The organism is Arthrobacter sp. Br18, assembly GCF_000520555.1.
In the GTDB taxonomy this organism is placed as follows: domain Bacteria; phylum Actinomycetota; class Actinomycetes; order Actinomycetales; family Micrococcaceae; genus Arthrobacter_D.
Map to the genome: position 1 here is coordinate 79922 of NZ_KI914899.1, position 10973 is coordinate 90894.

At 65.6% G+C, this 10973-nt stretch carries 12 protein-coding genes; all 12 read left to right on the forward strand.

Annotation, left to right across the window (positions count from 1 at the left end; all coding sequences use genetic code 11):
• Window positions 1–160: 160 nt before the first annotated feature.
• The 12 genes from Y704_RS22405 to rplI all read left to right on the forward strand — a co-directional run bounded on the left by Y704_RS22405 (window position 161) and on the right by rplI (window position 10929).
• Complete coding sequence (locus Y704_RS22405) at window positions 161–916, forward strand: response regulator transcription factor (protein ID WP_035773303.1); 756 nt, start codon at window positions 161–163, stop codon at window positions 914–916.
• Between the two features lie 36 nt (window positions 917–952).
• The gene (locus tag Y704_RS0117495; protein WP_026551061.1) at window positions 953–2635 is read left to right on the forward strand and encodes an ATP-binding cassette domain-containing protein; all 1683 of its coding nucleotides are present in this window, start codon (window positions 953–955) and stop codon (window positions 2633–2635) included.
• A gap of 67 nt (window positions 2636–2702) precedes the next feature.
• Window positions 2703–3890, forward strand: coding sequence for an MFS transporter (locus tag Y704_RS0117500; protein WP_051477359.1), 1188 nt, complete (start codon window positions 2703–2705; stop codon window positions 3888–3890).
• A 46-nt stretch (window positions 3891–3936) separates the two neighbouring features.
• Window positions 3937–4944 (forward strand): daunorubicin resistance protein DrrA family ABC transporter ATP-binding protein, encoded by a 1008-nt coding sequence (locus Y704_RS0117505; protein WP_026551063.1) that lies wholly within the window; start codon window positions 3937–3939, stop codon window positions 4942–4944.
• Entirely contained in the window at window positions 4941–5789 is an 849-nt protein-coding gene (locus tag Y704_RS0117510) for an ABC transporter permease (RefSeq protein ID WP_081747743.1), read from the forward strand. Before Y704_RS0117505 ends, Y704_RS0117510 begins: the two co-directional genes overlap by 4 nt.
• Before the next feature lie 65 nt (window positions 5790–5854).
• Window positions 5855–6802 (forward strand): ABC transporter ATP-binding protein, encoded by a 948-nt coding sequence (locus tag Y704_RS0117515; RefSeq protein WP_026551065.1) that lies wholly within the window; start codon window positions 5855–5857, stop codon window positions 6800–6802.
• Window positions 6802–7668, forward strand: a complete 867-nt coding sequence (locus Y704_RS0117520; protein ID WP_026551066.1) for an ABC transporter permease — start codon at window positions 6802–6804, stop codon at window positions 7666–7668. The genes Y704_RS0117515 and Y704_RS0117520 overlap by 1 nt, the downstream gene beginning before the upstream one ends.
• Before the next feature lie 65 nt (window positions 7669–7733).
• The gene (locus Y704_RS0117525; RefSeq protein ID WP_035773305.1) at window positions 7734–9017 is read left to right on the forward strand and encodes a M18 family aminopeptidase; all 1284 of its coding nucleotides are present in this window, start codon (window positions 7734–7736) and stop codon (window positions 9015–9017) included.
• 166 nt (window positions 9018–9183) lie between these two features.
• Complete coding sequence (gene rpsF, locus Y704_RS0117530) at window positions 9184–9489, forward strand: 30S ribosomal protein S6 (protein ID WP_026551068.1); 306 nt, start codon at window positions 9184–9186, stop codon at window positions 9487–9489.
• Window positions 9490–9552: 63 nt separating this feature from the next.
• A complete protein-coding gene (locus Y704_RS0117535) occupies window positions 9553–10113 on the forward strand; it encodes a single-stranded DNA-binding protein (protein ID WP_026551069.1) in 561 nt (186 codons plus the stop codon).
• A 108-nt stretch (window positions 10114–10221) separates the two neighbouring features.
• A complete protein-coding gene (gene rpsR / locus Y704_RS0117540) occupies window positions 10222–10461 on the forward strand; it encodes a 30S ribosomal protein S18 (RefSeq protein WP_005273147.1) in 240 nt (79 codons plus the stop codon).
• Window positions 10462–10479: 18 nt separating this feature from the next.
• Window positions 10480–10929 carry a 50S ribosomal protein L9 gene (rplI, locus tag Y704_RS0117545; RefSeq protein ID WP_026551070.1) on the forward strand — a complete coding sequence of 150 codons (450 nt, stop codon included), beginning with the start codon at window positions 10480–10482 and terminating at the stop codon, window positions 10927–10929.
• Window positions 10930–10973: the final 44 nt, after the last annotated feature.

Genomic DNA, 10973 nt, shown 5'->3' on the forward strand with positions numbered 1-10973 from the left:
GCCGCCGTGGAGTAGATCCCCACGGAATGGCCGTGGACGGTGAGGGACTGCAGCAGTGGTTTGGTCACCACGAAATTGTACGGGCATGAGTACAAGGGAATCTTCAAGGCTTGTTCAAGACCAGGCGATATTCGACGGTGATTTCTGGCAATCTAGAGGTATGCCCGTACCGCCGCCGCGCACCGCCCTCATCGTCGAGGACGACCATGACATCCGGGATCTGCTGTCCGCGACGCTGCGCATGAACGGGTTTCTCACCTTCGAAGCCCGGACCGGCCACGAGGGCCTTGCGCTGGTGCGCCAGTACAAACCCGATCTCATCACCCTGGACCTCACCCTGCCGGATCTTGACGGTGTGGAAGTGTGCCGGCAGGCGCGGGCCATCAGTGATGCCTATATCGTGATGGTCACCGCGCGCCAGGAGGAGATCGACCGGCTGATCGGGCTCGAGATCGGAGCTGACGATTTCATCGGCAAACCTTTCAGCCCCCGCGAATTCTCCGCGCGGGTCACCGCCATGTTTCGCAGGCCCCGCACCGGTGCCGACCAGTCGCCGCCGGCCGCGGACGGGAATGCGGTGCTCGAGCATGACGGCCTGCTCGTTGACGCCGACGGGCGGACGGCGACCCTGGACGGGGTGGAACTTGCCCTGACGCGCATCGAATTCGACCTCCTCGAAACACTCCTTGCCGGAGCGCAGCGCGTCTGGACCCGGGAGTCCCTGCTCACCCGGGTGTGGGGTGACGGCTGGGGGCAGGACCACCACCTCGTGGAGGTGCACATCCGCAATCTCCGCAAGAAACTCGGCGAGGACGCCGGCACGCCCCGCTTCATCCGGACCGTCCGGGGCGTGGGCTACCGGATGATTCCTCTGGGCGCAGCGACGTCCCCGGGGGGCGCTGCTCCGGGAGAGTGACGTGGCCGGTTTGCCAGCGGATGAAAGACTTGGGCAGTGGCACACCTGGACATCTCCAACATCGACTACTTCCTCTCCGACGGCCGGCAGCTCCTCAATGCGGTGTCGTTCAAAGTGGGCGAGGGACACAAGACCGCCCTGATCGGACCTAACGGAACGGGCAAGACAACCCTGCTGCGCATCATTGCCGCCGACCTCCGCGCGGATGAGGGAGCGGTGAGCCGCTCGGGAAACATGGGCATCATGCGCCAGTTCGTAGGACAGGTCCGCGACGACACCACGGTCCGTGACCTCCTCGTCTCCGCGGCTCCCCCTGCGCTCGCTGCGGCGGCGAAAGGGGTCGACGACGCCGAACTCGCCATGATGGAGGCCGACGACGAACCCACCCAGATGAGGTACGCCCAGGCCCTTGCCGACTGGGGCGACGCCGGCGGGTACGAGCTCGAAACCACCTGGGACGAAGTGACCATGGCGGCCCTGGGCGTGCCGTTCGACCGCGCGCAGCACCGGGCGGCGTCGTCGTTGTCCGGTGGCGAACAGAAGCGGCTGGTGCTGGAGGCACTCTTCACCGGACCGGACGACCTCCTGTTGCTCGATGAACCCGACAACTACCTCGACGTGCCCGGCAAGCGCTGGCTCGAGGCGAAGCTCAACGAGTCGAAGAAGTCGGTGCTGTTCGTAAGCCACGACCGCGAGCTCCTTGCTAACGCCGCCACCCGGATCGTCACGCTCGAGCCCGGGGTATCGGGAGCGTCGTCCTGGACCCACGGCGGCGGATTCGAGACCTACCTCAAGGCCCGGACCGACCGCAACGAGCGCTTCGAGGAGCTGCGGAAACGGTGGGACGAGGAACACCTCAAGCTCAGGGAGCTGGTGAACATGTACAAGAACAAGGCCGCCTTCCGTTCCGATATGGCGAACCGGTACCACGCCGCCCAGACCCGGCTGGCGAAGTTCCTCGAAGCCGGTCCTCCCGAGGCCATCCCGATGGAACAGAACGTGACCATGCGCCTGCGGGGAGGCCGGACGGCGAAGCGGGCGGTGGTGGCACAGAAACTCGAACTGACCGGGCTGATGAAGCCGTTCAGCTCGGAGATCTGGTTCGGGGACCGCGTGGGAGTGCTGGGTTCCAACGGTTCGGGCAAGTCGCACTTCCTGCGGCTGCTCGCGGGCGGCGGAAGCGATCCGGACAAGGAGCACCTGCCGGTGTCCGACGTCGACATCGCCGAGGTGCCGCATGGTGGTTCGGTGAAGCTCGGGGCGCGCATCCGGCCGGGGTTCTTCGCACAGACCCATTCGCGTCCTGATCTCCTGGGGCGCACCCTGCTGGACATCCTGCATCGCGGGGATGAACACCGCTCGGGCCTCGGGCGTGAGGCGGCGTCGGGTGTCCTCGACCGCTACGGCCTGGCGAGCCAGTCGGAGCAGGTGTATGACTCACTGTCCGGCGGCCAGCAGGCTCGCCTGCAGATCCTCCTGCTGGAACTTTCGGGCGCGACGCTCCTGCTGCTCGACGAGCCGACCGACAACCTCGACCTGCATTCCGCCGAGGCCCTGGAGCGGGCCATCGACGCTTTCGAGGGGACAGTCCTCGCCGTGACGCACGACCGCTGGTTCGCCCGCAGCTTCGACCGGTTCCTCGTCTTCGGTTCGGACGGCAAGGTGTACGAATCGAAGGATCCCGTCTGGGACGAGGGCCGGGTGGAACGGACGCGCTGAGGCGGCAATTGGGAGCGCCCTGTTCCGTTGCTACGGTTGCAGGGTGAACCCCCACCTCAAATCGGCCATGTGGGCCACCTATGCGATCTTCGCGCTCAACGGCCTGGTCTTTGCCAGCTGGGCGGCGCGGATCCCGGCAGCCTCCTCGATCCTCGGTCTGTCGTCAGGCCAGATCGGATCACTGCTGCTGGTCGGCGCGGTGGGATCGGTCATCTCCCTGCCGCTGGCGGGATCAGTGTCGGCACGTGTGGGAACAGCCAACACGGTGCGGCTCGGCGGAGCGGCAGCGGCGCTCGCGGCCGGTACCGTGGCCTCCGGACTGTGGCTGGAGTCCGTGCCCCTGACAGGCGTCGGCCTGTTCCTCTTCGGTGCGGGGGTTGCGCTGTGGGACGTCGCCCAGAACATCGAGGGGGCGGACGTGGAGCGCCGGCTCCGGCGGACCATCATGCCGCGCTTCCATGCGGCGTTCAGCGGTGGAGCCTTCGTCGGTGCGATGGCGGGTGCCCTCCTGTCGGCGCTCGGAGTGGCACTGCCGGCGCACCTGGTCGGGGTCTCCATCGTGTCGCTCGGTGTGTCGCTGTGGATCCCGCGGTATTTCCTCCCGGAGGCCGGTCACCCGGTGCACGCCGGGACCGGTCCCGTCCCCGGGAGGCTCGACGCGTGGCGTGAACCCCGCACCCTGCTGATCGGTCTGGTCGTCCTCGGAGCAGCACTCACGGAGGGGGCGGCGAACGACTGGGTCGCGAAAGCGACGGTCGACGGCCTGGGCACCAGCGAAAGTGTGGGTGCCGTCATGTTCGCGGTGTTCGTGGCGGCGATGACGGCTTTCCGTTTCATCGGCGGGAGCTTCATCGACCGGTTCGGACGTGTGAGGGTGCTGCAGGTGAGTCTGGGGGCATCCCTGGTGGGACTGGTGGTCTTCGTCTTCGCCCCCAATCTTCCGCTGGCAGCTTTCGGGGCCATTCTGTGGGGCACCGGTGCAGCGCTCGGGTTCCCCATGGGCATGTCAGCTGCCGCGGACGACCCGGTGCGGGCCGCGGCCCGGGTCTCGGTCGTCTCCACCATCGGGTACACGGCCTTCCTCGCGGGGCCGCCGCTGCTGGGCTACCTCGGCGACTACGTCGGAATCCGCACCGCCCTCCTTGCGGTGGGCGTGGCGGTGCTCGCGTCGTTCCTGGTTGCCCCCGCGGCCCGCGAGCGCCACCTGCCTCTTCCGGCTGATGCTCCGGCGACCGCGGATCAGGACAAAACCTGACCTGATCTCCTCCTGCCGAAGGCCTGGAGGCTCTAGGCTCTGTTGCATGAAAATTATTGAGGCGCACGGTCTCGTCAAGACCTACAAATCGAAAAGCGGTCCTGTCCATGCGCTGGACGGCATGGATCTCCTGGTGCCGCAGGGGACGGTGAAAGCCCTGCTGGGACCCAACGGAGCGGGCAAGACCACGGTCGTCAAGATCCTCACCACCCTGATCCAGCCCACCGCCGGCACTGCCATCGTTGACGGAATCGATGTAGCCGCAGACCCGAAGTCCGTGCGGCGGATCATCGGGGTATCCGGCCAGTATGCTGCCGTGGACGAGAACCTCACGGGGTTCGAGAACCTGGAGATGGTGGGCAGGCTCTACCATCTGGGAGCGCGCGCCGCGAAGCGCCGGGCGCAGGAGCTGATCGACCAGTTCGAACTGACAGAGGCCGGCAACCGGCCGGTCAAGGGGTTTTCGGGCGGCATGCGGCGCCGGATCGATCTCGCCGGAGCGTTGGTGATCAATCCGAAGATCCTTTTCCTGGACGAGCCGACCACCGGCCTGGACCCGCGCAGCAGGCTCGCCCTGTGGGGCATCATCAAGAACCTCGTCAGCGACGGCACCACACTGCTCCTTACCACCCAGTACCTCGAGGAAGCCGACCAGCTCTCCGATGACATCGCCGTCATTGACGGAGGGAAAGTGATTGCCGAAGGAACGGCGGACAAACTGAAGGCGCAGATCGGCGGGCACCGGGTGGTCGTGACCCTCGTGGACGAGGGGGATGCCGCAGTGTCCCTCGAGGTGCTGGGCCGGCACGGCGATGGCGTACCAGCCCTCGCCGACGACGGCCGCACCCTCGAGGTGCCCGTTATCGACGGTCCACGTGCCCTCCAGTACATCCTGGCGGATCTCGGGCAGGAAGCCATAGAACTCCACGACGCTGGGATGCGGCGCCCGAGCCTCGACGACGTCTTCCTCAAGCTCACGGGACACCGCACGGAGGACACGGAAAAGCAGGAAGACCCGTCGAACAGCGAGAACAAGAAGGAGAAAGCCAGATGAGCGTCCTTGCTCCACAGACACATCCGGCGCAGCAGCCTGTTGCGCCGAGCGCCGGTTCCATGTGGATTTCAGACGGGTGGACCGTGACCAGACGGAACCTGACCAAGCTGAAGCGCTCGCCGGACATGCTCATATTCGCCGTCCTGCAGCCCATCATGTTTGTCCTGCTGTTCAGCCAGATCTACGCAGGATCGATCGCGGTCGAAGGCACCGACTACACGCAGTATCTGATGGCGGGGATCTTTGCGCAGACCGTCATTTTCGGGTCCACGTTCTCCGGAGCCGCGATGGCACAGGACCTCAAGGACGGCATCATCGACCGCTTCCGCACCCTCCCCATGAGTTCATCGTCGGTCCTCATCGGCCGGACCAACAGCGACCTCGCGCTCAACTCGATCTCGGTTCTCATCATGATGGCTACGGGATTCATCGTGGGCTGGAGGGTGAATTCGTCAGTCGGGAGCTTCCTGACAGGCGTGGCCCTCCTGCTCTTGTTCTCCTACGCGTTCAGTTGGGTCATGGCGTTACTCGGCATGACGGTCAAATCACCCGAAACGATCAATAACGCCTCTTTCATGATTCTGTTCCCCCTGACGTTCATCTCGAACGCCTTCGTCCAGTCACAGACCCTGCCGGGACCATTGGAAACCTTCGCCAACTGGAACCCGGTATCGGCGCTCGTGCAGGCAGTGCGGGAGCTGTTCGGGAACGTGGGGACGGCGCCGGTACCAGACGTCTGGCCCATGCAGAACGCCCTTCTGACGGTGCTGCTGGGCGCCGCGTTGATGCTCATCATCTTCGTGCCGCTTTGCATCCGGAAGTTCGCGTCGATCAGTTCCCGCTAGCTGGATCCCGCTGGACGCGGACGGTGTGAAACGATGCCTTGAGGATCAATGGGGAGGACACCGGAATGATCGAGGCACATGACCTGGGTAAACGCTACGGATCCAAGACCGCAGTGGACAGCATTTCCTTCACCGTCCAGCCGGGCAGGGTGACGGGTTTCCTTGGCCCGAACGGTGCCGGAAAATCGACGACCATGCGCATGATCGTGGGGCTGGACACCCCGTCCTCGGGAAGGGTGAGCGTGAACGGGCGCCAGTATGCGGATCACAGGGCGCCGCTGCGCGAAGTCGGCGCCCTGCTCGACGCCAAGGCGGTCCACACCAAACGCTCCGCCTACAACCACCTGCGTGCGATGGCCGCGACCCACGGCATCCCGAACAGCCGGGTGAAGGAGGTCATCGAGCTCACGGGCCTCGGCCCCGTCGCCAGAAAACGCGTGGGCGGCTTCTCGCTCGGCATGGGCCAGCGCCTCGGCATCGCATGCGCACTCCTCGGAGATCCCCATACGGTGATCCTGGACGAGCCGGTGAACGGACTGGACCCCGAGGGTGTCCAGTGGGTGCGGCATCTCGCGAAGCGCCTCGCGGCCGAGGGGCGTACCGTCTTCCTCTCCTCCCACCTGATGTCGGAGATGGCACTCACCGCCGATCACCTCGTCGTGATCGGGCGCGGACGCATCATCGCTGATGCCCCGGTGCATGAGATCATCGCGGGCGAAGGCCAGGTGCGGGCACGCGTCCGTGCGGACCGTCCGCAGGATCTTCTGCACGCCCTGGCGGGCGACGGCGTCTCATCGAAGCTCCTCGAACCCGAACTGCTCGAAATCACCGGAGTCGATTCCCGCAGGATCGCGGAAATCGCACTCCGTGAGCGCGTGCTGGTCTACGAACTGACACCGCTCCAGGCCTCCCTCGAGGACGCGTACATGCAGCTCACCCAGTCCGAAGTCGAATACCACTCGCACGACCTCCCGGTGCGGCCCGCCGGCGCAGGGATCGGGGAGGAGAACTGATGACCACCTCGACAGCCACGCGGCACTCCGCCGGAAGCGGAGTCAATTTCGGCAGGATCCTGAGGTCGGAATGGATCAAGGTCACCACCGTCCCGTCAACCATCGTGCTGCTGGTCACCACCTTCGCCGTCATGGTGGGACTCGCCGCGCTGTTCGCCTGGGCGCTCGCAACAGGGCAGGAGCAGCTCGACGCCGCGCCTGAAGGACAGAACTTCGGCCCACCCCCGGGGCAGGGCATCCCCGACTTCAGCGAGACGGCCCTGACGATCGCCTCCTCGGGGCTCATCTTCGGCCAGCTCCTCATCGCGTCACTGGCCGTCGTCCTGATCGCCTCCGAATGGGCCACGGGCATGATTCGTTCAACCATGGTCGCCGTGCCCAGAAGGATACCCGCCCTGCTGGCGAAGAATGTCGTCATCGCCGCCCTCGCCTTCGTCATCGGCGCCCTTGCCGCGGTGCTGTCCTACGTGGTGGGCCAACCCATCCTCGCGGGGCAGGAGCTGGATTTCTCCCTCACCACTGACGGTGTTCCGGCGAGCATTATCAACACGGGCGTGTACCTCGCCCTGATCGCGGTGATCGCGATGGGGATAGGAACGCTGCTGCGCAATACCGCCGGCGGCGTGGTGACGGCGGTGGCACTCTTCTTCGTGGTTCCCACGATCGTCGTCACGCTTCTGTCGAACCTCGCCGACTGGATCCCTGATGCGGCCCGGTTCCTGCCCACCAACGCCGGCGAACAGCTCGTCGCGATCACCATCGCCGAGGATGCGCTCACCCAGCTCGAGGGCGGCCTGGTGATGGCGGCATGGGCGCTGGTGCTCCTCGTGGTATCGCTGGCGGTCACCAAGAGGCGGGATATCTAGGCCGGGGTGCACGCCGGTGCGCCGGGTAGCGCGCCGGCTCCCCGGTATCTGGTTGAATCGACAGTATGCCTTCCGCAGCCCAGCACATCGCCGACCTCGGGACCTATGTATCAGCGTCTCCTTCGAGCTTCCACGCAGCAGCCGAGGGAGGGCGGCGGCTGACGGCCGCCGGATTCCTCGAGCTGCGGGAAGCGGAGGCGTGGACCGTCCGGCCTGGCCGCTTCTTCGTCATCCGTGACGGCGCCCTCATCGCCTGGCTGGTGCCGGACAGCGCGACGCCGGTCACGGGATTCTCCATCCTGGGTGCGCATACCGACTCGCCCTCCTTCAAGCTCAAACCGAAGCCGACCACCGGCCGCCACGGCTGGCTGCAGGCCGGGGTGGAGGTCTACGGCGGCCCGCTGCTGAATTCGTGGCTCGACCGGGAACTGGCGCTCGCGGGCAGGCTAATGACGCACGACGGCGTGGAGCACCTGGTAGCCACCGGTCCACTCCTCCGGTTTCCGCAGCTGGCCATCCACCTCGACCGCGCGGTCAATGACGGGCTGTCGCTCGACAAACAACATCAGATGAACCCGGTGTGGGGTCTTGGAGCGCCCGCGGACGCCGATCTGCTCGGCGTACTGGCGGAGCGGTGCGGGCTCGACGCCGCGGACGTCGGAGGGTTCGACGTCGTCGTCGCCGACACGCAGGAACCCCGGGTCTTCGGCGCTGACGGCGAGTTCTTCGCCTCCGGGCGCCTCGACAACCTCACCTCCGTGCATGCCGGCCTGGTGGCACTGATCGAAGCGGCGTCAGCGGAGACCGCCGGAGCGCCGATCGCGGTGCTCGCGGCTTTCGATCATGAAGAGGTCGGCAGCGGTTCGCGCTCGGGCGCGAGCGGGCCGTTCCTCGAGGACGTCCTGCTCCGCATTTCCGGCGGACTCGGCGCGGGCACGGAGGACAGGATGCGGGCGATGGCGGCATCGTTCTGTGTATCGGCCGATGCCGGGCACGCAGTGCATCCGAACTACGCCGAGCGCCACGACCCTGCGAACCACCCGGTGCTGAACGGCGGGCCGCTGCTGAAGATCAACGCCAACCAGCGGTACACCACCGATGCTCCCGGAGCTGCGTACTGGGCGCGACTCTGCGGCGAGGCGGGTGTGCCCTATCAGGAGTTCGTGTCCAGCAACGTGATGCCCTGCGGTTCCACCATCGGGCCCCTCACCGCCACCCGGTTGGGCATCCGCACCGTGGACGTCGGTACCCCGCTGCTGTCGATGCATTCGGCGCGCGAACTGTGTGGAGTGGACGACCCGGCGTACCTGGCCGCCGCCGTGCATCGGTTCTTCGTCCGTCCGGCCTAGCCGACTGTCCACAGGTTTCCGACCTGCCGCTGGAATCCGGTAGCATTGACAGGTCTGCGCTGGATCAGCACCCGGGAAATACCGGGCGCGCCGGCGCATTCACGCTAAAGAACCTCCTGTTGCGGAAAGACCGCGACCGTTCAGCCCAAAGGAGGTGGGTTCACACATGCGTGCATACGAACTGATGGTAATCATCGACCCCGACGTCGAGGAACGCTCCATCGACCCAACACTCGAGAAGTTCCTGAATGTCGTTCGCAACGGCGGCGGCACCGTGGACAAGGTGGATATCTGGGGACGTCGCCGGCTGGCGTACGAGATCCAGAAGAAGACCGAAGGCATCTACGCCGTGGTCAACTTCACCGCGACGCCCGCCGTGGCATCAGAGCTTGACCGCCAGCTTGGCCTCAACGAGACCATCATGCGCACCAAGATCATCCGCCCCGAGGAGCAGAAGGTTTCCGCCGAATAGTATCGGCGGTTCTTTCAGTTTTCAACAAACCCGCTTCGGCGGGATGTGACCCAAGGAGGCACCATGGCAGGCGAAACAATCATTACGGTTGTCGGCAATCTCACCAACGATCCTGAACTTCGCTTCACGCCGTCGGGCTCTGCGGTGGCGAACTTCACCATCGCGTCGACACCCCGCACGTTCGACCGCCAGTCCAACGACTGGAAGGACGGCGAAACGCTGTTCCTCCGGGCGTCGGTCTGGCGTGAAGCTGCGGAGAACGTTGCCGAGACGCTCACCAAGGGCACCCGCGTGGTCGCCCAGGGCCGCCTGAAGTCACGAACGTACGACACCAAGGAAGGCGAAAAGCGCACCGTCATGGAGCTCGAGGTGGACGAAATCGGTCCGTCCCTGCGCTATGCGTCAGCGAAAGTCAGCCGCACCCAGCGCTCAGGCGGTGGTGGCGGAGGAGGCTTCGGCGGGAACACTGGTGGAAACTCCGGTGCGAACTCCGGTTCGGGATCCAATCCGAGCTGGGGCGGCGGCCAGCAGGCCCAGCAACCGGCGGATGACCCCTGGGGAGCACCCGCAGGCGGAAATTCGCAGGGCTGGGGCAACGGCGCTGATTCCGAGCCCCCTTTCTAGGTGCGGCAAGGCTCCGATTCCGGGGCCCCCGCGATGGTCACTTGCTGACCAGTAGTTCCCATCCCGCAGAATCGTTCTGCGGGCTCCAAGGAATTAAGGAGCACCACGATGGCAAAGGCTGAACTCCGTAAGCCCAAACCAAAGTCCAACCCCCTGAAGGCCGCTGACGTCACCGTCATCGACTACAAGGACGTAGCCCTGCTGCGTAAGTTCATTTCCGACCGCGGAAAGATCCGCGCCCGCCGTGTCACCGGTGTCACTGTGCAGGAACAGCGCAAGATCGCCCAGGCAATCAAGAATGCCCGCGAAGTTGCGCTCCTGCCCTACTCCGGCGCCGGCCGCGGCTAAGGGAAAGGAACCTATTTCATGGCAAAGCTCATTCTGACCCAGGAAGTAACCGGTCTCGGTGCCGCCGGCGATGTTGTCGAGGTGAAGAACGGTTACTCGCGTAACTACCTTCTTCCCCGCGGCTTCGCGCTGATGTGGACCAAGGGCGGCGAGAAGCAGGTCGACTCGATCAAGGCGGCACGTGCGGCACGTGAGCACGCATCGCTCGAGGATGCCCAGAAGCAGGCTGCCTCGCTGTCGGCGAAGCCGGTCAAGCTGATGGTGAAGGCAGGCGACTCAGGTCGCCTGTTCGGCACGGTCAAGGCCGACGACGTCGCCAAGGCCGTCGAGGCCGCAGGTCTCGGGCGTATCGACAAGCGCAAGGTGGAGCTTCCCGCCCACATCAAGTCGGTCGGCTCGTACCAGGCCAACGTGCGTCTTCACGAGGACGTGGCTGCGGTCATCGACCTCGACGTTGTGGCAGGCTAGTCCTTCCGCACACCCCGCGTGACGGATCGCCCCCGCAGGAATAC

Excerpts from the sequence above, each read along its gene's own strand:
- Y704_RS22405 (WP_035773303.1), top strand. The coding sequence starts at position 161 with ATGCCCGTACCGCCGCCGCGCACCGCCCTCATCGTCGAGGACGACCAT.
- Y704_RS0117500 (WP_051477359.1), top strand. The coding sequence starts at position 2,703 with ATGTGGGCCACCTATGCGATCTTCGCGCTCAACGGCCTGGTCTTTGCC.
- Y704_RS0117505 (WP_026551063.1), top strand. The coding sequence starts at position 3,937 with ATGAAAATTATTGAGGCGCACGGTCTCGTCAAGACCTACAAATCGAAA.
- Y704_RS0117510 (WP_081747743.1), top strand. The coding sequence starts at position 4,941 with ATGAGCGTCCTTGCTCCACAGACACATCCGGCGCAGCAGCCTGTTGCG.
- Y704_RS0117515 (WP_026551065.1), top strand. The coding sequence starts at position 5,855 with ATGATCGAGGCACATGACCTGGGTAAACGCTACGGATCCAAGACCGCA.
- Y704_RS0117520 (WP_026551066.1), top strand. The coding sequence starts at position 6,802 with ATGACCACCTCGACAGCCACGCGGCACTCCGCCGGAAGCGGAGTCAAT.
- Y704_RS0117525 (WP_035773305.1), top strand. The coding sequence starts at position 7,734 with ATGCCTTCCGCAGCCCAGCACATCGCCGACCTCGGGACCTATGTATCA.
- rpsF (WP_026551068.1), top strand. The coding sequence starts at position 9,184 with ATGCGTGCATACGAACTGATGGTAATCATCGACCCCGACGTCGAGGAA.
- Y704_RS0117535 (WP_026551069.1), top strand. The coding sequence starts at position 9,553 with ATGGCAGGCGAAACAATCATTACGGTTGTCGGCAATCTCACCAACGAT.
- rpsR (WP_005273147.1), top strand. The coding sequence starts at position 10,222 with ATGGCAAAGGCTGAACTCCGTAAGCCCAAACCAAAGTCCAACCCCCTG.
- rplI (WP_026551070.1), top strand. The coding sequence starts at position 10,480 with ATGGCAAAGCTCATTCTGACCCAGGAAGTAACCGGTCTCGGTGCCGCC.